The sequence below is a fragment of the Rhodococcus sp. NFXS4 genome, from assembly GCF_058139645.1.
Genome location: NZ_CP192221.1, coordinates 44,100 through 67,095, shown reverse-complemented (window position 1 = coordinate 67,095; position 22,996 = coordinate 44,100). Strand labels below are relative to the sequence as shown.

The 22,996-nt window shown below is 69.0% G+C and carries 16 protein-coding genes and 1 tRNA gene; 5 read left to right on the top strand and 12 right to left on the bottom strand.

Translation table 11 applies throughout. The features are described 5' to 3' along the window. Window positions 1-108 precede the first annotated feature (108 nt). Complete coding sequence (locus J4E04_RS00340; protein WP_490149668.1) at window positions 109-1,773, bottom strand: FHA domain-containing protein; 1,665 nt, start codon at window positions 1,771-1,773, stop codon at window positions 109-111. A gap of 275 nt (window positions 1,774-2,048) precedes the next feature. Between J4E04_RS00340 and J4E04_RS00335 the strand changes: the two genes are divergently transcribed. From J4E04_RS00335 to J4E04_RS00325, 3 genes are all read left to right on the top strand, one after another. Then, window positions 2,049-2,134: transfer RNA gene (locus tag J4E04_RS00335), tRNA-Leu, on the top strand. Window positions 2,135-2,578: 444 nt separating this feature from the next. Next, window positions 2,579-7,180 (top strand): glutamate synthase large subunit, encoded by a 4,602-nt coding sequence (gene gltB / locus J4E04_RS00330; RefSeq protein ID WP_222632497.1) that lies wholly within the window; start codon window positions 2,579-2,581, stop codon window positions 7,178-7,180. Continuing rightward, window positions 7,173-8,639: a glutamate synthase subunit beta gene (locus tag J4E04_RS00325; protein WP_222647772.1), complete on the top strand. Its 1,467-nt coding sequence runs from the start codon at window positions 7,173-7,175 to the stop codon at window positions 8,637-8,639. The genes gltB and J4E04_RS00325 overlap by 8 nt, the downstream gene beginning before the upstream one ends. Before the next feature lie 78 nt (window positions 8,640-8,717). Here the strand turns inward: J4E04_RS00325 and J4E04_RS00320 are convergent, their stop codons facing one another. After that, window positions 8,718-10,229 (bottom strand): MFS transporter, encoded by a 1,512-nt coding sequence (locus tag J4E04_RS00320; protein ID WP_027505920.1) that lies wholly within the window; start codon window positions 10,227-10,229, stop codon window positions 8,718-8,720. A 114-nt stretch (window positions 10,230-10,343) separates the two neighbouring features. Between J4E04_RS00320 and J4E04_RS00315 the strand changes: the two genes are divergently transcribed. Next, window positions 10,344-11,210, top strand: coding sequence for an NAD(P)-dependent oxidoreductase (locus J4E04_RS00315; RefSeq protein ID WP_490149667.1), 867 nt, complete (start codon window positions 10,344-10,346; stop codon window positions 11,208-11,210). 97 nt (window positions 11,211-11,307) lie between these two features. Next, complete coding sequence (locus tag J4E04_RS00310; RefSeq protein WP_027505918.1) at window positions 11,308-11,592, top strand: putative quinol monooxygenase; 285 nt, start codon at window positions 11,308-11,310, stop codon at window positions 11,590-11,592. Window position 11,593: 1 nt separating this feature from the next. On the opposite strand, the gene J4E04_RS00305 is transcribed toward J4E04_RS00310, so the two are convergent. The 10 genes from J4E04_RS00305 to lysX form a co-directional block, all read right to left on the bottom strand. Then, complete coding sequence (locus J4E04_RS00305) at window positions 11,594-13,186, bottom strand: phage infection protein (protein WP_490149666.1); 1,593 nt, start codon at window positions 13,184-13,186, stop codon at window positions 11,594-11,596. 87 nt (window positions 13,187-13,273) lie between these two features. After that, window positions 13,274-13,891 carry a histidine phosphatase family protein gene (locus J4E04_RS00300; protein ID WP_027505916.1) on the bottom strand — a complete coding sequence of 206 codons (618 nt, stop codon included), beginning with the start codon at window positions 13,889-13,891 and terminating at the stop codon, window positions 13,274-13,276. A 19-nt stretch (window positions 13,892-13,910) separates the two neighbouring features. Further along, window positions 13,911-14,309, bottom strand: coding sequence for an MmcQ/YjbR family DNA-binding protein (locus J4E04_RS00295; protein ID WP_307096880.1), 399 nt, complete (start codon window positions 14,307-14,309; stop codon window positions 13,911-13,913). Between the two features lie 22 nt (window positions 14,310-14,331). Then, entirely contained in the window at window positions 14,332-14,871 is a 540-nt protein-coding gene (locus J4E04_RS00290; RefSeq protein ID WP_222641386.1) for a GNAT family N-acetyltransferase, read from the bottom strand. Between the two features lie 2 nt (window positions 14,872-14,873). Next, window positions 14,874-15,677, bottom strand: coding sequence for a transglutaminase-like domain-containing protein (locus J4E04_RS00285; protein ID WP_027505913.1), 804 nt, complete (start codon window positions 15,675-15,677; stop codon window positions 14,874-14,876). Between the two features lie 19 nt (window positions 15,678-15,696). Further along, entirely contained in the window at window positions 15,697-16,866 is a 1,170-nt protein-coding gene (locus J4E04_RS00280; RefSeq protein WP_222641384.1) for a zinc-dependent alcohol dehydrogenase, read from the bottom strand. A 9-nt stretch (window positions 16,867-16,875) separates the two neighbouring features. After that, the gene (locus tag J4E04_RS00275; protein WP_490149665.1) at window positions 16,876-17,409 is read right to left on the bottom strand and encodes a hypothetical protein; all 534 of its coding nucleotides are present in this window, start codon (window positions 17,407-17,409) and stop codon (window positions 16,876-16,878) included. Between the two features lie 334 nt (window positions 17,410-17,743). Then, window positions 17,744-18,628, bottom strand: a complete 885-nt coding sequence (locus J4E04_RS00270; RefSeq protein WP_490149664.1) for an oxygenase MpaB family protein — start codon at window positions 18,626-18,628, stop codon at window positions 17,744-17,746. Window positions 18,629-18,654: 26 nt separating this feature from the next. Beyond that, the gene (locus J4E04_RS00265) at window positions 18,655-19,539 is read right to left on the bottom strand and encodes an alpha/beta fold hydrolase (protein WP_328813915.1); all 885 of its coding nucleotides are present in this window, start codon (window positions 19,537-19,539) and stop codon (window positions 18,655-18,657) included. 9 nt (window positions 19,540-19,548) lie between these two features. Further along, window positions 19,549-22,908, bottom strand: a complete 3,360-nt coding sequence (gene lysX / locus J4E04_RS00260) for a bifunctional lysylphosphatidylglycerol synthetase/lysine--tRNA ligase LysX (RefSeq protein ID WP_490149663.1) — start codon at window positions 22,906-22,908, stop codon at window positions 19,549-19,551. Window positions 22,909-22,996 lie beyond the last annotated feature (88 nt).

Here is a 22,996-nt window from a genome sequence, read left to right as displayed (position 1 = left end):
CGGGTCACGGCTTTCTCGGTCGCCCGGGGACGTCCCGTCTCGGAGCATCATAAGGGCAGGCGCCGACGGCCGGTGTCGGCCGTCGCACCCGTCGCCGGTCCGGTCGTGTCAGACGATGCGGACGAGGATCTCCGAATGTCCGGCGCGGACGATGTCGCCGTCGGCCAGCTGCCAGTCCTGGACCGGTGCACCGTTCACGGTCGTGCCGTTGGTGGAACCCAGGTCGGACAGCATGGCCACCCGGCCGTCCCAGCGGATCTCGAAGTGCCGACGCGAGACGCCGGTGTCGGGGAGCCGGAACTGGGCCTCCTGGCCGCGACCGACGACGTTGCCGCCCTCGCGCAGCTGGTAGTGACGGCCGCTGCCGTCCTCGAGCTGCAGGGTGGCGGCGAGCCCGCGAGACGCGGCCGGGCGGTCGTAGTCGTCCCCGTCCGCGACCTGCTGGTAGCCCTGTGTGGCCGGCTGGTCGTACGCCGCCGCAGCGCCGTACGCCCGCGGCTGTGCGGCCTGGCCACCGTCGGCGTAACCGCGCTGGTCGTAGTCGCCGTACGCCTGCTGACGGTCCTGACCGTGCTGGTCCTGACCGTGCTGGTCGTAGCCCGATCGGTCGTAGCCGCCCTGGTCGTAGCCGCGCTGGTCGTGCCCGCCCTGGTCGTACCCGCGCTGGTCGTACCCGCGCTGGTCGTAACCACCCTGGTCGTAACCGCGCTGGTCATAGCCGCCCTGGTCGTACCCGCGCTGGTCGTACCCGCCCTGGTCGTAGCCCTGCTGGCCGTAGGCGCGGGGATCGGGTCCACCCTGGTCGTACTGAGGACGGCCGTGACCGCGCGGATCCGCCGCCGGCTGTCCGTAGGCCTGGCGGTCGTACGGCTGCTGAGCGGGAGGCTGCTGGCCGTAGGCACGCGAGTCGTAGGGGGCGCGGTTCTGCGGCTGGCGTCCGTAACCCTGGTCGTAGCCGCCCTGCTCGTGACCCTGCTGGTCGTACCCGGCCTGGCCGTACCCCTGCTGGTCGTACCCGGCCTGGCCGTAGCCCTGCTGATCGTGACCCTGTCCGTACGGTGCGCGTCCGTATCCGCTCTGCTCCTGACCGGCGGGCGGGCGGCCGTAGCCGCGGGCGTCCTGCTCGGAGTCGCCGTACGCGCGGGGCGGGCGCACCCGATTCTCCGCCGCCGGGTCGACGCGGCCCGACGCCTCGGGGTCGTACGCCTCGGACGGGTACGCGCTGCCGTTGCGAGGGGCACGGGCGGCGACGCCCGATGCGGGCCGATCGTTGTCGCGGTCGGGCTCGTCGCCCTGGTTCTGAGTCCCTGAGTTCTGGGTCATGGGGCCGGCTCCTGATGTCGACGACGGTCGGTCTTGTGCAGTGGACTGGTGAGGTGGAGCGCTCTGCTGGGGTGACGCGTCGGGATCGACTGTTCCCGACGTGCGGAACTGTCCCGTGTGCAGTGTGGTGGACGGTTCGAAGCGGACCACCACGCGCCCGTACGTCTGCCATCCCTGGTCGGTGATGAAGTCCTGGAGATGGCGTGAGAAGGCGCGAGTGGTGAGGTCGTGGTCGGACGCGAGCCTGTCGTGATCCGACGGGCTGATGGTGATGACGTAGGCGTTGGGTGCCAGCAGATGTCCGCCGTCCAGCGTGCGGACCGACATGGTGGCCTCCTGCTGGAGGGCCGCCTCGACCTCCTGCGGCACCACACCGCCACCGAAGACGCGAGCGAAGGCGTCACCGACAGCACTCTGCAGCTTTCTCTCGAATCGCTGAACCACTCCCACGACACCCTCCTTCTCCGTCTTCGTCGGTACTGCGTCTCACATCGGTACTGCGTCCGTGCGTCGGAGACTCATGATGCTGGAACCGTCCCCGAGGCGTCCACGCCGCCGACGTCCGCGCAGGCCGTGCGGCCTCGCGTGTCCTTCCGTCGTGCGACTACCGATCCATGCTATACGCCCGGAACCGGTTCCCGGCCCCGCCTCGGGACCGGAAACCCGGACCGACGGTATGGATTTCTGCCCGAGTGACGGGTCGTGTTAATCTCGTCCCGTCGCTCGGGCGAGTGGCGGAATGGCAGACGCGCTGGCTTCAGGTGCCAGTGTCCTTCGGGACGTGGGGGTTCAAGTCCCCCTTCGCCCACCACACTGGCCGTAGCCGAGAAATCGCTACGGCCAGTAGTCTTTCATCGGACGTACGTCTCGGTGTGAGATCTCCGACGTCGAGCTCGTGCGCTCCCGGAGTATTCTCGTGAACGAACGCCGAGGTACCGCGCAACGTCGCGCACACACCCATACCGCCGGGGGAACGACCAGGTCAGGCCTGAATGAGGATGCCCTGATTTGTGAATTCGACCGGTTCCTGACTTATCGTTCAGCTGCGGGGTCGACCCACAAGGATCGCCCCTGCCCGAAAACACTCGGTCACCACCTCGGAACGGATCGTTGTCCGAGAGTGGCCGGAGCCCCATCGGAGTGCGTGTTCAACGGCGAACCCGCTCTCGCATCGCCCCGCGGTGGCTCGCGTCGAATCTCGGACGTGGCCGCGCTCTCGCGGATCTTGGCTCGACTCGTCAGTTAGGCAAGACACATGCAGCTTCCCGGACACCGGTACCCATCAGCGCGCGGCCTCTACGATCCCGCCAACGAACACGACTCCTGCGGTGTCGCGTTCGTGGTCGACATGCACGGCCGACGGAGCCGCGACATCGTCGACAAGGCGATCACGGCGCTGATCAATCTCGAACACCGCGGCGCTGCGGGTGCCGAGCCCAACACGGGTGACGGTGCCGGCATCCTGATCCAGGTCCCCGACGCGTTCTACCGCGCCGTGGTCGACTTCGATCTGCCGCCCGAGGGTTCCTATGCCACCGGTATCGCGTTCCTCCCGCAGGCGCGCGCCGCGTCCGCCGAGGCTGTCGCCGGTGTCGAGCGTGTCGTGACCGAGGAGGGCCTCGAGGTTCTCGGCTGGCGCGACATCGAGACGGACGACGCCTCCCTGGGCGCGCTGGCGCGCGACGCCATGCCGACGTTCCGCCAGCTGTTCGTCGCCGCTCCCGACCGTGCGCTGTCCGGCATCGATCTCGAGCGCCGTGCGTTCGTCGTGCGCAAGCGCGTCGAGCACGAACTCGGCCTCGAAGGCCCCGGCAAGGACGGTCCCGGACGCGAGTCCGTGTACTTCCCGTCGCTGTCGCCGTCGACCATCGTCTACAAGGGCATGCTCACGACGCCGCAGCTGCGAGGCTTCTACCTCGATCTGCAGGACGAGCGCGTCGTCAGTGCCCTCGGTCTGGTGCACTCGCGCTTCTCCACCAACACGTTCCCCTCCTGGCCGCTGGCACACCCGTTCCGCCGTGTCGCGCACAACGGTGAGATCAACACCGTCACCGGCAACGAGAACTGGATGCGTGCCCGCGAGGCCCTCATCGAGTCGGACGTCTTCGGGGGCCCGGAGAAGCTCGAGAAGATCTTCCCGGTGAACACGCACGGAGCGTCGGACACCGCGCGCTTCGACGAGGTGTTGGAGTTCCTGCACCTCGGCGGTCGCAGCCTGCCGCACGCCGTGCTGATGATGATCCCCGAGGCGTGGGAGCACCACGACAAGATGGATCCGGCTCGCCGGGCGTTCTACCAGTACCACTCGACTCTGATGGAGCCGTGGGACGGACCGGCGTCGGTGTGCTTCACCGACGGCACCGTCATCGGCGCGGTCCTCGACCGCAACGGCCTGCGTCCGAGCCGTCTCTGGGTCACCGAGGACGGCCTGGTCATCATGGCGTCCGAGGTCGGCGTCCTCGACATCGAGCCGTCGAAGATCGTGCGCAAGGTCCGCCTGCAGCCCGGTCGCATGTTCCTGGTGGACACCGCGCAGGGCCGCATCGTCAGCGACGACGAGATCAAGGACGAGCTCGCCGCCGAGCACCCCTACCAGGAGTGGCTCGACGAGGGTCTCGTCGAGATCGACGACCTGCCCGAGCGCCCGCACGTCCACATGACGCACGACCGTGTGCTGATCCGTCAGCAGATCTTCGGCTACACCACCGAGGAACTGACCATGCTGGTCGCTCCCATGGCCAAGGCCGGCGCCGAGGCCATCGGGTCCATGGGCACCGACACGCCCGTCGCCGTGCTCTCGAACCGCCCGCGCATGCTGTTCGACTACTTCTCCCAGCTGTTCGCCCAGGTGACGAATCCGCCCCTGGACGCCATCCGGGAAGAGGTGGTCACCAGCCTCGGCGGCACCATCGGTCCCGAGCGGGATCTCCTGCAGCCCAGTGCCGAAGCATGCCGGCAGATCGTGCTGAAGTCGCCGATCCTGCACAACGACGAGCTGGCCAAGCTGGTCCACATCAACGACGACGGCACCCAGGACGGACTGCGCTCCGTGGTGGTCCGCGGCCTCTACCCGGTCGCCGAAGGCGGTGAGGGACTACGTCGTTCGCTCGAGATCATTCGTTCGCAGGTCTCCGCGGCGATCGACGGCGGCGCGCGCATCGTCATCCTGTCCGACCGCGAGTCGAGCGAGCGGCTGGCACCGATCCCGTCGCTGCTGCTGACCTCGGCCGTGCATCACCACCTCGTCCGGGAGAAGACCCGCACCAAGGTGGGGCTGATCGTCGAGGCCGGTGACGCCCGCGAGGTCCACCACATGGCCACCCTCGTCGGCTTCGGTGCCGCAGCGGTCAACCCCTACATGGCGTTCGAGTCGATCGAGGACATGATCGACCGCGACACCCTGCAGGGCATCGACTACGACAGTGCCGTCAAGAACTACATCAAGGCCGCCGGCAAGGGCGTGCTGAAGGTGATGTCGAAGATGGGCATCTCGACGCTCGCCTCGTACACCGGCGCCCAGCTGTTCCAGGTCATCGGCCTGTCGCAGGCCCTGGTCGACGAGTACTTCTACGGCGTGCAGTCGCCGCTCGGCGGCATCGACCTCGACCAGATCGCGGCCGACGTCGCGGTGCGTCACGGAGTCGCGTACCTGGACAACAAGTTCGAGCGCGCGCACCGCGAGCTCGAGACGGGCGGCGAGTACCAGTGGCGCCGCGAGGGCGAGTACCACCTGTTCAACCCGGACACGGTGTTCAAGCTCCAGCACGCCACCCGCACCGGTCAGTACTCCGTGTTCAAGGAGTACACCCGCATGGTGGACGACCAGTCCGAGCGGCTCGCGTCGCTGCGCGGACTGTTCCGCTTCAAGACCGAGGGTCGCACCCCGATCCCGATCGACGAGGTCGAGTCGGCACGCGACATCGTCAAGCGTTTCTCCACGGGTGCGATGAGCTACGGCTCCATCTCGGCAGAGGCGCACGAGACGCTGGCCATCGCGATGAACCGCCTCGGTGGTCGCTCGAACTCGGGTGAGGGCGGCGAGGACACCGCACGCTTCCTCCCCGACGAGAACGGTGACTGGCGTCGGTCGGCCATCAAACAGGTCGCGTCGGGTCGTTTCGGTGTCACGTCGAACTACCTGACCAACTGCACCGACATCCAGATCAAGATGGCGCAGGGCGCCAAGCCCGGTGAGGGTGGCCAGCTTCCGGCGCACAAGGTGTACCCGTGGGTGGCCGAGGTGCGTCACTCGACGCCGGGTGTCGGCCTCATCTCGCCGCCCCCGCACCATGACATCTACTCGATCGAGGATCTGGCTCAGCTGATCCACGACCTGAAGAACGCCAACCCGTCGGCGCGCATCCACGTGAAGCTCGTCTCCGAGGTCGGTGTCGGTACGGTCGCCGCCGGTGTCTCCAAGGCGCACGCGGACGTGGTGCTCATCTCGGGCCACGACGGCGGCACGGGCGCCACCCCGTTGACGTCGGTCAAGCACGCCGGCGCACCGTGGGAGCTCGGCCTGGCCGAGACCCAGCAGACGTTGCTGCTCAACGGTCTTCGCGATCGCATCGTCGTGCAGGTCGACGGTCAGCTCAAGACCGGTCGCGACGTCATGGTCGCCGCGCTGCTCGGTGGTGAGGAGTTCGGCTTCGCCACCGCGCCGCTGGTGGTCTCGGGCTGCATCATGATGCGCGTCTGCCACCTCGACACCTGCCCGGTGGGCGTGGCGACGCAGAACCCACTGCTGCGCAAGCGGTTCGCCGGTCAGCCGGAGTTCGTCGAGAACTTCTTCCTGTACATCGCCGAGGAGGTCCGCGAGTACCTCGCGGAGTTCGGTTTCCGCACGCTCGACGAGGCCATCGGCCAGGTCGCGCTGCTGGACACCACCGCGGCGAAGGATCACTGGAAGGCGTCGAAGCTCGATCTGTCGCCGATCCTGGACGTCGCGGAGTCGGCGTTCATGAACCAGGATCTCTACTGCACCGGCACGCAGGACCACGCACTGGACAAGGCTCTCGACCAGCAACTCATCGCGCAGAGCCGCGAGGCACTGGACAAGGGCGAGAAGGTCGAGTTCTCGACGCGGATCACCAACGTGAACCGCACCGTGGGCACGATGCTCGGTCACGAGGTCACCAAGGCGTACGGCGAGGACGGTCTGCCGGAAGGCACGATCGACATCACCTTCACCGGATCGGCCGGTAACAGCTTCGGAGCGTTCGTGCCCAAGGGCATGACGCTGCGACTGCAGGGCGACGCCAACGACTTCGTCGGCAAGGGTCTGTCCGGTGGGCGGATCGTCGTACGCCCGTCGCTCCAGGCCAACTCGAGCTTCGTCGCCGAGAACAACATCATCGCCGGCAACGTGATCCTCTTCGGTGCCACCGAGGGTGAGGCGCTCATCCGCGGTGTCGTCGGTGAGCGGTTCGCCGTCCGTAACTCGGGCGCCGTCGCGGTGGTCGAGGGTGTCGGTGACCACGGGTGCGAGTACATGACCGGTGGCAAGGTCGTCATTCTCGGCGAGACCGGCCGCAACTTCGGTGCCGGCATGTCCGGCGGTGTGGCGTTCGTCTTCGACCCGAACTCGACCTTCGAGGACAACCTGAACACCGAGCTCGTCGACATCGAGGAGCTCCAGGGTGACGAGTTCGCGTGGCTCAAGGATGCGATCACGCGGCATCGTGACGAGACCGGGTCCGAGGTCGCCGAGCGCATCCTCGCGGACTGGTCGCAGCAGGTCAATCACTTCGTGAAGGTGATGCCCCGCGACTACAAGAAGGTACTGCTCGCGATCTCCGAGGCCGAGAAGAACGGCGCGGACGTGGACGAGGCGATCATGGAGGCAGCTCGTGGGTGATCCACAAGGATTTCTGAAGAACACGTCGCGGGAGCTCCCGTCGCGGCGTCCCGTCGACCTGCGCCTGATGGACTGGAAGGAGGTGTACGAGGACTTCTCCACGGACACCCTCCGCACCCAGGCCAGCCGGTGCATGGACTGTGGCATTCCGTTCTGCCACAACGGGTGCCCGCTCGGGAATCTGATCCCCGAGTGGAACGACCTGGTGTACAAGGACCGGTGGCGCGAGAGCATCGACCGGTTGCACGCCACCAACAACTTCCCGGAGTTCACGGGCCGGCTGTGCCCGGCCCCGTGTGAGGCGTCGTGCGTCCTGGGCATCAACCAGGACCCGGTGACCATCAAGCAGGTCGAGGTCGAGATCATCGATCGCGCCTTCGACGAGGGATGGGTCCAGCCCGTCTACCCGACGTACCTCACCGGCAAGAAGGTGGCCGTCGTCGGTTCCGGCCCCGCGGGTCTCGCTGCAGCGCAGCAGCTCACGCGTGCCGGCCACACCGTCACCGTGTTCGAGCGAGCGGATCGCATCGGCGGACTCCTGCGCTACGGCATCCCCGAGTTCAAGATGGAGAAGCGCCACATCGATCGCCGGTTGGCGCAGATGGAGGCCGAGGGCACCATCTTCCGAACCGGTGTCGACGTCGGTGTCGACATCACCGCGGACGAGCTCCGAGAGGAGTTCGACTCGGTCGTCCTGTCGGGCGGTGCCACCAAGGCCCGCGACCTCGAGGTCCCCGGCCGCGAGTACGGCGGCATCCATCAGGCGATGGAGTTCCTGCCCTGGGCCAACCGTGTTCAGCTCGGCGACGACGTCGTCGACCAGTACGGCCAGCCGCCCATCACGGCGAAGGGCAAGAAGGTCGTCATCATCGGCGGCGGCGACACCGGCGCGGACTGCCTCGGCACGTCGCACCGTCAGGGCGCGGCCAGCGTCCACCAGTTCGAGATCATGCCCCGCCCGCCGGAGGAGCGCGCCGGATCCACCCCGTGGCCGACGTACCCGCTGGTCTACCGCGTGTCCTCGGCTCACGAGGAGGGTGGCGAGCGCGTCTTCTCCGTCAACACGGAGCGCTTCACGGGCGAGAACGGCATGGTCACCGGACTCGACGCGCACGAGGTCGAGTTCAAGGACGGTCGCTTCGCCAAGGTCGAGGGGTCGGACTTCCACCTCGAGGCCGACATCGTGTTCCTCGCGATGGGCTTCACCGGACCCGAGAAGCCGGGCCTGCTCACCGATCTCGGGGTGAACCTCAACGAGCGCGGCAACGTGTCGCGGACCGACAAGTGGAACACCAACGTCGATGGTGTCTTCGTGGCCGGCGACATGGGCCGCGGTCAGTCGCTCATCGTGTGGGCCATCGCCGAGGGCCGCTCCTGCGCGTCCGCGGTCGATTCGTTCCTCATGGGAAAGACGGCGCTGCCCGCGCCGATCGTGCCCACCCAGGCACCCCAGCGGTAGCGAGCCCACACCCCCGGTAGGAACCGAGCACCCCCTGCAGCCTGCTGCAGGGGGTGCTCTGTGTCGGGAGTCGGTGCGTCAGCGCGCTCGACGGAACAGGACGGCGGCCGCGCTGCCGGCGATCAGCAGCGTGACGAGCGTGGCCCCGGACGCGGCGACGATGCCGTCCACGTACGCCTCGCGGGCGCGGGACGCGAGGTCGGGCCCGACGTCGGGTGACATCCGGCCGGCTTCGGCCAGGGTGCCGGCGAGCGTGCCGTCTCCGGACGTGTCGGCGGGCCCCAGCACCAGGCGGTATGTGGCCACGCTGATGGAGCCGAGCACGGCGATGCCCAGTGCCCCACCGAGTTCCGCGCCCGTCTCCGACACGGCACCGGCCGCGCCCGCCTTCTCCGGTGCCGCGGTGGCGAGCACCCGATCCGAGCCGAACGTCGTGCCGGTACCCACACCGAACGCAGCGATCACCATGCCGCACAGCAGGATCGCGAGCGTGGCGCCCGACCCGACGTCCGAGGGGAGGGCCACCGCACCGATCACGACGGCACCGACGAACATGACGGAGATGGCGCCGACGAGGATGACGGCCGGCGGGCGGCGTTTCATGATCAGGGGGGCCGTCAGTGAGGCGGTGGCCGTCGCGATCGCCGGGATCAGCGACCACAGTCCCGCCTCGAGGGTTCCGAGCCCCATGACGAGCTGAAGATACTGCGACAGCATCAGATTGAAGCCCGTGATGATGAAGACCGACACGAGGATGACGATCACCGCGACGGAGAAGGCCGGGGTGCGGAACAGGTCGAACTCGATGACCGGGTGCGTGCTCGCGCGTTGACGTCGCACGAACCACCAGCCGACCAGGAGCCCCACCGCGAGCGCGGCGGCCACCTGCCAGTCGAGGCCGTTCTGCGCGGCGTGCTTGAGCGCGTAGACGATACCGAGCATCGCGACGATCGAGGCGCCGACGGCGGGCAGGTCGAAGCGGCCGGGGTTCGGGTTCTTCGCCTCGGGCAGCATCACCGGCGCGGCGATCAGCAGGACCACCATGATCGGGATGTTGATGAGGAACACCGAGCCCCACCAGAAGTACTCGAGCAGCGCGCCCGCGATGACCGGGCCGAACGAGCCACCGCCGGCGAATCCGGCCGTCCAGATCCCGATGGCGACACCGCGCTGCACGGGGTCGACGAAGAGCTTGCGGAGCAACGACAGTGTCGACGGCGCGAGGGTGGCGCCGCCGATCCCGAGAAGCACCCGCGAGGCGATGAGGGCCTCCGGGGTGTGCGAGAAGGCGGCGGCGACGGACGCGATGCCGAAGACGAGCGACCCGATCATGAGCAGCCGACGGGTGCCGATGCGGTCGCCGAGCGAGCCCATCGTGACCAGTAGGCCGGCGAGCATGAAGCTGTAGATGTCGAGGATCCACAGCTGCTGCGAGCTGCTCGGCTGGAGGTCCTCGGTCAGCGAGGGCAGGGCGAGGTATAGGACCGACATGTCCATCGAGACGAGGACGATGGGGACGACGAGGACGGCGAGACCCCACCACTCGCGACGCCCCGCCCGTTCGGTGGCGGGCGTGTCGGTGCTGGTCATGCGTGATCCGTTCGCGAGTGCGTGTGGTGGTGCTCCGTGAGGGGAACACCCTGCATTGCAACACACGGAGCGGGTCGGTAAAGAATCCGCTCCAGCCGGTGAGAGGGAACGAACATGCGGGTGGCAGTACTGGGAACCGGAACGATGGGCGCGGGCATGGCGGGGTCTCTGCTCCGCGACGACCACGAGGTGACGGTGTGGAACCGCAACGCCGATCGCGCGGCGCCGCTGAAGGACCAGGGGGCGACCGTCACGGACGATCCGGCGGCCTGCGTCGCCGACGCCGACGTGATCGTCACGATGCTCTACGACGAGTCGGCCACCGCGGACACGGCCACCACCTTCCTGTCAGCGGTGAAGGACGGCGCCGTGTGGGTCCAGTCCGCGACCGTCGGTCCGGCCGGCGCCCGACGGCTGGCCGATCTGGCGCAGCACCACGGGGTCGCCTTTCTCGACTGCCCGATGCTGGGGACCAAGGAGCCGGCGGAGTCGGGCAAGCTGACGGCGCTGGCCTCCGGACCCGCCGAGGCGCTCGAGTCGGTGCGCCCGGTGCTCGAGTCGTTGACGGTGAAGATCGTGAACGCGGGGACGGCGCCCGGCCGGGCGAGTGCGCTCAAACTGGCGTGCAACGCGATGGTGTCCACGCTCACGGCGGCCACGGCGCAGTCACTCGCGATGGCGTCGGAACTGGGCCTGGAGCCCTCGCTCGTCCTCGAGGCGCTCGACGGTGGTCCGATCAACGCGCCGTACACACAGATGAAGGGCCGCTCGATGATCGAGCGCGACTTCACCCCGTCGTTCGGGATCGACGGCGTGGTCAAGGACGTCGACCTGATGATCGATGCGGTGGATCCGCGCACCTCCCGCCTGCTGCAGGCCGTGCGCAGTGCGTACGTGGACGCGAGCGTCGCGGGGCACGGCGCCGACGATCTGGCGGCCGTCGTCACGGCCTTCGAGAACGACGAGGGGTTCCAGGGCTGAGTCGTCAGGGGGCAGTCGGGCGATAACCGACGCCCGCCGCCGCTCCTCGCCGTACGTTCGGGTGGACCGATGACGAACGAGCGAGACGAGAACGACGATGAGTGATCTGCACGTGGTGGCCACCATTCCGGTGACGGACGGCTTCGACGAGGTGCTGGAGGCGATGCGGCAGTTCGCCGTTCTCACGCGCGAGGAGGACGGCTGCCTGGAGTACGACGTCTACACCTCGAACGCGGCGCCCGACACCATCGTCACCGTCGAGGTGTGGCGGGACCAGGCGGCCCTCGACGGGCACATGGCGTCACCGCACATGGCCGACGTCATGGGTCGCCACGGCGCCAAGCTGGGCGCCCTGGCGATCCACCCGTTGACGCCCGCCTGAGTCAGGCGAGGCGCGGTTCGTCCCGGTAGGCCGCGCGGTCGTCCTCCGGGTCGGACCGGGCGACGAGCGAGTAGACGAGACCGGACACCGCGAGCAGGGCGACCATCACGAGGACGGCGAGCCAGCCGGTCGAGTCCATGGCGTCCGCCGCGATGCGCTCGAGCCCGGCGGCGAGCCACCCGACGGGCGTGAAGGACGCGGCCTTGCCGAAGACGGAGCTGTCGGGCGACCCCACCAGGGCTCCGCCTGCCAGGACCAGCTGGACGAGCAGCAGCACCAGGTTGATCGACTGGCCGACGGCACGGCCGAACGCCATCTGCACGGCGCCCGCCGCGGCGAGGAACGCCGCAGAACCCAGGAACAGGAAGACGATGCCGCCGAGGAGCGAGCCGAAGCTGAGACCGTCGCCGACGAACCAGTAGGCGATACCCGCAGCTGCGGTGACCGCGAGGGCCCCGAGGACGGGTGCGATGCGCGCCACGCGGTCCCGACGCGTCAGCAGGCGCATCAGGCTCACAGCGGCAGCCGCGGCCACGGCCACCAGTGCCGCGATCAGGTAGTAGTTCGACGGGGTGCTTCCCTGCACGACGAGGGTGGTCTGCGTCTGACCGTTCTCGTCGGTTGTCGTGGTCGCCGCTACTGCGTTGGCCGCGGGCAGCGAGGTCTGCGCGGTCTTCACGTTGGTCTGCAGGCTGCTGACGACGCCGCCGATCGGCTCGATGCCGGTCGTGATCTGGTCGGTGCCCGCCTTCAGCTGCTTGCCACCGTCGTCGAGCTGGATGATGCCGTCGTTCAGCTGGCCGGCGCCCGTGGAGAGCAGCGCGCTGCCGTCGACGGCGGTGTTCACGCCGGTGACGAACTCACTGGACGGATCGTCGAGCTGGAACGCGAGCAGGGCGGCGCCGTCGCGCAGCTGGTTGATCTGGGAGACGGTGTCGGGGCCGATGCCTTGCGCGTTCAGCGTGTCGATGAGCTCACGCAGCTGCCGTGCCGCGTCGGTGGTGATCGGGTTGTTCAGCACCTCGATGCGGTTCGCGACGTCCGCGATGGACGAGGTGACCTGGGCCTGCTTCTCGCCGAGCGCCAGCAGGGGCGTCGTCAGCTGGTTCACGCCGCCGCTGATCTGCACGGCGCCGTCACCGAGCTGGCCCACTCCGCCCTGCAGCTGCACGAGTCCGCCGGCCAGCTGAGAGTTGCCGTCCGCGAGCTGCTGGGACCCGGTGCGCGCCTGCCCGAGGCCGTCGGAGAGCTGGGTGACTCCGTCGGTGAGCTGCGGCGCCGCGTCGGTCAGCTGAGTGAGTCCACCGCTGAGCAGGCTCAGGGGCAGCTGCGTCTGGGTGAGAGCCGAGCGCGTCTTCGCCAGCGGGTCTCCCGCGGCGGGGGTGCCGCCGTCCGTGCCCTCGGAACCGTCTGCCGAGGTGGTGGTCTCGGAACTGCTCTGCGAAGCCAGGGGAACGACGTCGTTCCCGCTGAACGACGCGTAGAGGCCGGCCAGGAGCAGGGGGAGGGCGATCACGAGAACGACGATCACGGGCCGCGACAACGTGGCGACGAGACCCGAACGCGGGGCACCGTGTGCTGAGGGAGAAGTCATGATACTGCTCAGGCTAACCGGTGCCGACGCGCTCGACGGACCGTGCCGAGCGCCGATCGCGCCCGTAATGCCCGGTGACCTGCGCGATTAAGAAGTCGGTGAGGATCGCGCCCGGTTGCGGGGGAGCAGATCCCACACGTGCTGCGTCTCGTTCACCGACGCTACCGTACGTCTGCCGCTGCGCGAGAACAGTATTCGCGTGACCGAGACGTAGTCGATCGGGAAGGTCAGAGGCATGGCGGTGCCGAGCAGATCCTGCAGGTGGACGTTGATCACCCCGCCGTGGGCGAAGATCGCGACCGTGTCCTCCGGCTCCGCGTCCCGCACCACCGAGGCGATGTCGTCGAACACCCGTCGGCGGAAGGCGTCGGCGTCCACCGCGCTCGGAAGATGCCCGGCCTTGATGCGCTCGAACTCGGCGGGGAACTTCTCGCGCGCCTCCTCGATGGGGAGGTAACCCGGGAAGTCGCGGTCGTACTCCGCCAGACCGTCGAGCACGTCCACCGGGAGTCCGGTGTCCGCGGCGAGCGGTTCCGCGGTCTGCCGGGCGCGCAGTTGTGGACTGCTGACGATGCGCGCGAGCCGATGGGCGCGCAGCCCGTCGGGCACGCGCGCGGCCTGCTCGAGTCCCAGCGGTGCGAGGGCGGGATCGGCATCCGCGTCGGAACGCAGCGGGAGAGCGTGGCGGATCAGCAGCAGTTGCACAGCGGCCACTGTCTCACGGTCACGAGAGCGTTCCGAGTGCTGCCACCAGCCGTGCCGGCGCCGTCCGCCGGAACGACATGTCGAGCAGTTCGTCGACCTCGGTCCAGTCGGGGGTCCCGATCGTCAGGTCGAGTCCCACCCAGCCGCTCGCCGCGGTGTATGCGGGCTCGAAGAATCGCTCGTCGTCCAGCAGCGCCGCTCGCTCGTCGGTGTCGGGCAGGACCTGCAGCGACCGATCCCAGCGGGTGGAGGGGTGATCCCCCTTCACCGTGGCGCCGTAGATCGCGAAGACCTTCGTGGTGCGGAAGTTGGGGCGGCCGTGGGAGACCTTCTCGGTGGCGCCCGGCAGGCGCAGGGCTCGTTCCCGCACCGTGGCCAACAACGGATCGTCGTCGCGGAATCGCACGGGATGCTCCATGACCGAGGAGACTAGGCCCTCGTCATCGAGCCGGGCGGTCGATCGCCATCACCACGTGGTCGGTGGGGTCGATCGGATTGTCCGGGGTGAGGTGGGCCTCGGCGACACGTCGGTACCCGGCCTTTTCGAGCGCCCGCCACGACGCCACGTTGCCCGTGGCCACCGGCACGACGACGCACGTCGCGCTCGGGTACCGCCGCCACGTGTCGGCCGTGAACTCGATCAGCACGCGGGTGCCGAGGCCGTGCCCGACGAGGTGCGCCTCGCCGATGAGGTAGTCGATGGTGACGGCCTCCGCGGGCACCGCCCAGAACGGCGCCAGCTCGTCGACGTACTCCGGGTAGTCGTGCCACCGGGCGCGCTGGAGCAGGCCGACGGGGGTTCCGTCGTCGAGAGCCAGCACGTCCTCGGACGGCTCCTCGCCGCGGGCGGACGCTCCGAAGTCGCGGGCGACGGCCTCGGCGGTGACCTCGTGGTTCCACCACCGCGCCACGTGCGGGTGCGACAACCATCGCGCGAGCAGCGGGAAGTCGTCCTCGGTGACCCGCCGGAAGGTGATCACGATCAGCGCATGGACACGAGTTCGTGCACGTCGTCGTAGGGGAGCATCCCGTCCACCGTGGCCATGACCTGCATGCGGTCCAGAACGATGTACCCGTCGTGGTTGTCGAGGAACGCGGTGTCGGACGCGTCCCGCCCGGTGGCGATGCGCACGAGGCTCTGCCGTGGGGCCAGCCGGGTCGCGTCGACGACGCGCCAGACGCCGTCGACGTAGGCCTCCGCGACCGCGTGGAAGTCCATCGGGTCGCAGCCGGGCGCGTAGACCGCGACGAGGCGGGCCGGCACCGTCATCGCCCGCAGCAACGCGACGACGAGATGCGTGTAGTCGCGGCAGACTCCGCTACCCGCGAGGAGGGTGTCGGTGGCGCCGTCGATGGGGTCACTGCTGCCGGGGACGTAGCGCAGACGGCGGCCGACCCAGGCTGAGACGCGCTCGAGCACGTCGGCGTCGGAGGTGTAGCGCCCGAACTCGGTCTCGGCGAAGCCCAGAAACTTGTCCGACTCGCTGTAGCGGCTCGGCCGCAGGTAGACCGACAGGTCCCGCTCGACCACCGGGGCGGGATCCGCCTCGCCCTCCACGCGGGCGCGGTAGTCGACGACGAGTTGACCACGCCCACAATCGAATCGGTGGATGCGCCCGCCGGTCTCCGCGCGGATCACCGTGGGCGTGATCTCCTCGCCGTCGAGCCGGAACGACAGCGACTCGGTGACCGTCGTCCCCGGCAGTTCGGCGACCGCGATCTGGAACTCGAGGTTGCTGGGGTCGACGACGGTCACGTCGAGGTGGGCAGATACGTCACGCGTCACTCCCGCATGATGCCACCGGTCACGGCCGGAAGATCGCCCGGACGCAGTTGTCCGCCTTCTCCTTGAAGATCGCGTACCCCGCGGGTGATTCCTCGAGCGACATGTCGTGCGTTATCAGGAATGTCGGGTCCAGCTCGCCGGACTGCAGGTGGTCCAGAAGACGCGGGACGTACCGCTGTCCGTGCTGCTGTGCGGAGCGCAGCGTGAGGCCCTTGTTCATGACCAGACCCATGGGAAACTTGTCGGTGACACCGTAGACGCCGAGCACCGAGACGACGCCGCCCTTGCGGACCGTCCGGATCGCCTCCCGCAGCGCCGTCGCGCGGTCGCTCTCGAGGCGCAGCGCCTGCTTCGCCTTGTCGTAGATCTGGCCGACACCGGTGCCGTGGCCCTCCATGCCGACGGCCTCGATCACCGCGTCGGGCCCGCGGCCGCCGGTCATCTCGCGGATCTCGTCGGTGACGCTGTCCGAGGCGGTGTAGTCGACGGTCTCGGCACCGATCTCGTCGCGCGCCATGGCCAGTCGCTCCGGGATCCGGTCGACGACGATCACGCGGCCGGCCCCCATCAGCTGTGCACTGCGCGCCGCCATCAGGCCGACGCCTCCCGCTCCCCACACGGCAATCGTCTCCCCGCCGGTGATCGAGCAGAAGTCCGCACCCATGTACCCGGTGGGAATCGCGTCCGAGGCGAACAGCGCCTGCTCGTCGGTCACGCCGTCGGGAACGGCGAAGCAGTTCTGATCGGCGAACGGCACGCGAATGTACTGCGCGTGCGACCCCTGGTAGCCGCCGAACGGATGCGTGTAGCCGTAGATGCCGCCGGTGGGATAGCCCATGATCGGTCGCTGCAGATCCGCGTTCGGGTTGGTGGTGTCGCACAGTGAGTACTGCTCGTGGTCGCAGTACCAGCAGTTGTTGCACGCGATGAACGACGGCACCACCACGCGGGATCCCACACTCGTGGCCGTCACCTCCGCGCCGACCTCGACCACCCGGCCCATGAACTCGTGGCCGATGACGTCGCCCTCCCGCATGCCGGGGAGGTAGCCGCTCAGGAAGTGCAGGTCGGACCCGCACGTCGTCGTCACCGACACCTCCAGAACGGCGTCGTGGGGATTGACGATCACAGGATCGTCCACGGTCTCGACGGACAGGGTGTTCACGCCGGTCCAGCAGAGTGCACGCATGTCGGTCTCCTACTTCTCGCTCGGTCGGGCGGACGGAGTGGGCACGAGTGTCGGGATCTCGCCCGTCTGCAGCAGTGCCCGAGCGCGGTAGAGGATCTTGTAGGCCGCGATGCGCGCCGCGACGTCGGGGAGGGGGAGACCGAGCTCCAGCGTCACCTCGGTCCCGAGGTCGAGCGGAGCCTCGGCGAAGCGCACGACAGCGAGGTCGCCGCTGTCGTCGCGGCGGGTGAACCGCACTCCGTGGTCGTCGGCCGACCGCGTGGTCTCCACCGCGACGGCGACGTCGTTCCCGTCGGAGACGGTCCACGTGACCACGTCCCCGCCGTCGTCCGACACCGAGGCGATGTCGCCCAGCACGCGGGACAACTGTGGGGTGTCCGTCCAGAAGGCGCGCGCGGTGGGAACGTCCACGGCGATGGTCAGGGTCACGGGCCCGGCGGACTCGGCCTCACCGCGGCCGGTCACCTTCTGCACTGCGGGGTTCTGCAGCGCGGTCTCGGCTGCCGCCTTCACCGCGTTGCGCGCTGTCTCGACGATGCTCACGTCCACCACTCCTCAGGTCTGCGTGGCGGGCGCATACCCGAGGAGGAGTGAGGAAAACGTCGCGGAATCCTTCTCTGTCCGCCGGCTGCTGGCCTGGCGGCACTGGAAGTGAAAGTGAGGCCGTCGGCCCCGCTCACACGCCGCTCCCCGAGCTGCCACTTCTCCCGCTACCAGGAGAAATGTCATGACCCTGAGACACGAGCGCGTTCGTGACGCCGGTGAAGTCCTGTCACGCCACGACCAGCAGTCGATGAGGGCCGCGGCACCAGCGCTGGCCGGTCTGTCGCGGTCAGGTCGGATGGACCGCTGAGATGCACACGGTTCGGACGCTGCGTCACGCCGTGGTGCGAGTCAGCTCGTCCTGCGCCGTCGGGCCCGCGCCCAGTGCCCACCGGATGGCGGTGGTGACGGCGATGCCGCTCGCGCGCACGGCGGTGGCCTCGGTGATCGGAAGGTAGGGCAACCGGAGGGGGAAGCGGGTCCAGCGCGGCATCATCGACACCGCCACCGACGACAGCAACCCGTAGGCGGGGCGTACTGCCAACGGAATCGGTGGGTTGAGCAGGATGAAGCGGGCCGTGCGACGTGCTGCGGGAGTGCCGCGCAGTTCGGGCCGGTACATCGCCAGCATCTCGTTCAGCTCGTCGACCGTCTCGGGCACGTCCTCGGCGCCGAGCCCGCGAGCGACCCAGGCCGACTCCCGGACGTAGGCGTCGCGGCCGCCGGCATCGAGAGGTCGGGCACCGTAACGATCGTGCGCGCGCAGGAAGCTGTCGATCTCCGCGACGTGGACCCACCGCAGCAGGTGCGGATCCGACGCGGCGTACGGCCGCCCGTCCGGCGCGACTCCCGTGATGCGCTTGTGCACGGCGCGCACGATTCGCACGGCGCGCTGCGCGTCCTCGATGGTGCCGAACGTGGTCTCGGCGAGGAACGTGCTGGTGCGTTGCAGACGGCCCCACGGGTCGCCGCGGTAGCCGGAGTGCTCGTCCACGGCAGCCATCGCCAGCGGGTGCAACGACTGCAGGAGCAGGGCGCGCATTCCGCCGACGAACATCGACGCATCGGCGTGGACGCGCTGGATCGCCGAATCGGGGCCGTACCGACGCGGCCCCTCGGCCAGGTGGATCCGGTCGCGTCGAGCGGGGCCCTCGTCGCCCGCGACCCGCGCGAAGATGGTCTCGCCCACTCGGGTCTGGACCGTGCGCAGAGGATTCATCTCTCCAGTGTGCGCTCGCGCGGCGTTCAGCCGGTGGAGACAGTTCTCACCAGCGCCGCGACTCGCCGGGGCTGATCGATCATGGCGTGGTGGTGCGACGGGGACACCACGGCGAAGCGGCCGCCGAGGTAGCGGGCCAGACGCTGCTGGCGCCGCAACCACTGCGCTCCCCACGGGGTCCGTCGTCCCGTGTGCGCGGCGGCCACGATGACGGGGACGGACGGAACGGGCGTCGTGCGGCGCAGGCGGTTCAACTCGAGGGCCATGTCGGCGTACACCGCGTACTCGATCGCGGCGGCCTCCAGATAGGAGGGATCGCGGTAGATGCGGCGGAGATCGTCGACCCGGTCGGGCGCGTACCCGTCCGGGGGAATGGCCTGCGTCAGGACGTGGCGCACCGGATCGGCGAGCAACCGTTGCAGACCGGCGGCCGAGACGATGCGGGCGATCACGCGAGTCACCGGAATGCGGATGCGCGGCGGCACCAGGGCCGACGGCGACTTCTCGACGCTCGAGTCGAGCAGCACGAGCCCCGCCGTGCGCGCGGGGTACGACCGCGCGAAGCCCTCGACGTAGAAGCCGGCCATCGAGTGCCCCACCAGGACCACGGGGTCCGTCATCGCGAGGGCGTCCAGGACGGCGAGGATGCGATCGGCCTCCTCGTGCACCGTCGGCACCCGGTCCGGAGGCAGAGGTTCGCTGTCGCCGAAGCCTGGTCGATCGATGGCCACCGTCGTGTGGCCGGCCGCCACCAGCAGCGCGGACACGTCGATCCAGTCGTGCCACGTCGAGGCGAGCCCCCCGCACAGCACGACGACCGGGGCGGGCGCCGCCGCCGCGTCAGGACGGGAGACCACCACGTGCACGGCGGTCCCCAGTACGTCGACGACCACCTCGCCGTTCGGTTTCATGTGAAACATTCAGCTCCGCGGCTTGGCCAACGGGAACGCGAGGGTCTCGCGGATCGACCCGCCCGTGATGAGCATGACCACCCGGTCGACACCCATTCCGAGGCCACCGGTCGGCGGCATGCCGTGCTCGAGCGCCTGGAGGAAGTCCTCGTCCAGTTCCATCGCCTCGGGATCGCCGCCCGCGGCGAGCATCGACTGCGCGGTGAGACGAGCGCGTTGGTCCACGGGGTCGGTCAACTCGCTGTACGCGGTGCCCAACTCGACCCCCCACGCCACCAGATCCCACTTCTCGGCGACGCCCGCGATGCTGCGGTGGGGCCGGGTCAACGGGGACATCGACGTGGGAAAATTGGTGTAGAACGTCGGGAACTCGGTGAAGTCCTCGACGAGGTGCTCGTACATCTCCTGCGCCACGGCCCCCTCGTCCCAGGTCGACTGATACGGGACGTCGTGCAGATCGCACAGACGCTGCAGCTCCGCGAGCGGTGTGTCGGGCCGGACGTCGGCACCGATCTTCTCCGCGACGGCGCCGTGCATGGTCTTCACCGGCCACTCGCCGGAGATGTCGATCTCCGTCATGGTGCCGTCCTCGGCCGGCCGGTAGATCACCTCGCGGCCGTGCGCGGCCACGGCGGCGCGCTGGATCAGCTCCCGGCACAACACCATCGCGCGCTCGTAGTCGCTGTGCGCCTCGTAGGCCTCGAGGATCGTGAACTCCGGATTGTGCTTGAAGTCGGCGCCCTCGTTGCGGAACACGCGACCGATCTCGAAGACCCGCTCCATGCCGCCGACGCACAGCCGCTTGAGGTACAGCTCCGGCGCGATACGGAGGTAGAGATCGAGGTTGTAGGCATTGATGTGCGTGAGGAAGGGTGCCGCGTTCGCGCCGCCGTGAATCTGTTGCAGGATCGGTGTTTCCACCTCCATGTATCCGCGGTCGCCCAACGTGTCGCGCAGCGACTTCACCACCGCGCTGCGGGCACGCATGAGGGCGCGCGCCTGCGGATTGATCTCCATGTCGACGTAGCGCTGACGCACCCGCGCCTCGGGATCGGTGAGCCCGCGGAACTTGTCGGGCAGCGGGTGCAGCGATTTCGCGTTCATGCGCCAGTCGCTCACCAGCAGCGCGAGCGCTCCGGTGCGACTGCGACCGACCACTCCCGTGCAGGAGATCAGGTCGCCCAGGTCGAAATCGGACGTGAAGCGTCGCAACCGATCTCGATCGATGCGCTCGCTGTCGAGGAGGATCTGCAGGTCCCCGCTCCAGTCGCGCACGAGGCCGAAGACGACGCCGCCGTAGTCGCGGATGCGCAGCAGGCGACCGGACACGCGCACGGTGGTGCCCTCCGGGGCGTTCGCCGCGGAGTCCACGGTGTGGGTGGGCGGATGCGCGACGGGGTAGGCGTCGACGCCGTCCGCGGAGAGCCTGTCCAGCTTGGACATCCGCACCCGGACCTGTTCCGGCCGTCGCCGGCCGGGCAGCGTGTCGACGGGTGTGTCGTCGGGCTCGCTCCCGTCGGCGTGCAGCGTGCCGTCGGCCAGCAGCGCGGCGGGAACAGCCTGTCGGGTGCCGGTGTGAGTGCGTGCACCGAGGCCCGGCAGCGTGAGGAAGCCCTCCGCGATGGCCGATGCGGTACCCACCTTCGGCAGATCGCGGTTGTCCTCGAAGCACAGGTACCGCGGTACCCACTCGGGCTGGTACTTGAGGTTCGATCGGTACAGCGCCTCGAGCTGCCACCATCGCGAGAAGAACACGAGCGTCGAACGCCACAGGCGCAGAACAGGTCCCGCACCGATGCGGCCGCCCTCCTCGAACACGGAGCGGAAGACGGCGAAGTTCAGGGACACCTTGGTGATGCCCACGGTGTCCGAGCGGGACGCGAGCTCGGAGACCATGAGCTCGACGGTGCCGTTGGGTGAGGCGGGATCACGGCGCATGAGGTCGAGCGATGCTCCGCTCGCGCCCCAGGGCACGAGGGAGAGGGTGCCGACGACGCGGTCGTCCGCATCGAGCACGGCCTCGACGAGCAGGCAGTCGCCGTCGAGAGGGTCGCCGAGGCGCCCGAGTGCCATGGAGAACCCGCGTTCGGTCTCGGTGTCACGCCAGCGGTCGGCACGCTCGACGATGCCCGGCCACTCGTCCTCGGGGATGTCGCGATGCCGTCGGATGCGCACCGTCACGCCCTTGCCGCGCGCCCGATTGACCGCCTGGCGCACCGGGCGCATGTCGGGTCCGTTCAGGCTGAACGAGCGGGTCTGCAAGATCGCCTCGTCGCCGAGTTCGAGCACGGCGAGTCCCGCCCGCCGGAACGCGGCGGCACCGGTCTCGCTCGCTCCCATCACCGCCGGGGCCCACCCGTACCGAGACGACATCTCGAGCCACGCCTCGATCGCGTGAGGCCAGGACTCCTCGAGGCCGATGGGATCGCCGCTGGCGAGGCACACTCCGACCTCGACGCGATAGGTGATGGCGGCCTTGCCGTTCGGTGCGAAGACCACCGCCTTGTCGCGGCGGGTGGCGAAGTAGGCCAACGAGTCGTCGTGGCCGGAGCGGGCGATGAGTCCGCGTAGCGCCGACTCGTCCGTGCCGGTGAGGGCGTTGCTCGCACGCTGCGAGCGGAACAGTGTCACCACCGCCGCGGCGAGGGCGACGAAGGCGAGCAGTCCCAGAAGAAAGTTGAGGAATCCGTGTGGTCGGCCGCTGAACTGCTCGTTGTCCACCAGTGCCAGGCCGGCCACTCGGTTGAGTGACCACAGGAAGGTCTCGTTCCGCGGCAGCGAACCCGGGAAGGCCTCGAGCAGCGCCCAGCCGGCGAGGATGCCGACGATCAGACCGGTGACGAGAACACCGAGTGCCTTCCATCCGGCGCCGCGTCGGACCTTGGTGTCGAACTCGGTGCGGGAGGCGAGCAGCAGTGCGAGCACCGCGACCTGCAGGACGAGTCCGATCCAGGACCCGACGCTGCCGGGATCGTCCACCAGGGTCGATACGTTCACCACCGCGGATCCGGCCGTGTAGAGAAGAGCGATCCACCACGCGACGCGTTTGCGCGTCGACAGCGCCGCGGCGACCAGCGCGACCACGAAGCCGTAGGACAGGCTCGTGTCGGGAGCGTCGATGACGTACGAGTCGAGCCACTCGCGGGGTACGTGGACGAGGGCTCGGAGCGCGGGTGACAGGCTCCACAGGAGGACCAGCGTCGCGTAGACACCGAGCACGAGGCCGACGTGGTGCGGCACCTGCCGCAGGCGCCCCTTGTGGCGCGACCGGCGATCGGCGCGGGCGACGCGGGACGCGTCGGACAGGCCTGACGGGGACGGTGATGCAGTGCCCGCGGCGGATGCCGCCGGGGTCGCCTGTGTGGCCATGATCGAGCGCCTCCTGCCGGGACCGTGGATGACGGGACGAGCCCGTGCTCCGCAGGACACAGGCTGTGACAGACAACTATGCAGCGTT

Coding starts and splice junctions, on each gene's coding strand:
- gltB (WP_222632497.1), top strand. CDS start 2,579: ATGCAGCTTCCCGGACACCGGTACCCATCAGCGCGCGGCCTCTACGAT.
- J4E04_RS00320 (WP_027505920.1), bottom strand. CDS start 10,229: ATGACCAGCACCGACACGCCCGCCACCGAACGGGCGGGGCGTCGCGAG.
- J4E04_RS00315 (WP_490149667.1), top strand. CDS start 10,344: ATGCGGGTGGCAGTACTGGGAACCGGAACGATGGGCGCGGGCATGGCG.
- J4E04_RS00310 (WP_027505918.1), top strand. CDS start 11,308: ATGAGTGATCTGCACGTGGTGGCCACCATTCCGGTGACGGACGGCTTC.
- J4E04_RS00305 (WP_490149666.1), bottom strand. CDS start 13,186: ATGACTTCTCCCTCAGCACACGGTGCCCCGCGTTCGGGTCTCGTCGCC.
- J4E04_RS00295 (WP_307096880.1), bottom strand. CDS start 14,309: ATGGAGCATCCCGTGCGATTCCGCGACGACGATCCGTTGTTGGCCACG.
- J4E04_RS00280 (WP_222641384.1), bottom strand. CDS start 16,866: ATGCGTGCACTCTGCTGGACCGGCGTGAACACCCTGTCCGTCGAGACC.
- J4E04_RS00270 (WP_490149664.1), bottom strand. CDS start 18,628: ATGAATCCTCTGCGCACGGTCCAGACCCGAGTGGGCGAGACCATCTTC.
- J4E04_RS00265 (WP_328813915.1), bottom strand. CDS start 19,539: ATGAAACCGAACGGCGAGGTGGTCGTCGACGTACTGGGGACCGCCGTG.
- lysX (WP_490149663.1), bottom strand. CDS start 22,908: ATGGCCACACAGGCGACCCCGGCGGCATCCGCCGCGGGCACTGCATCA.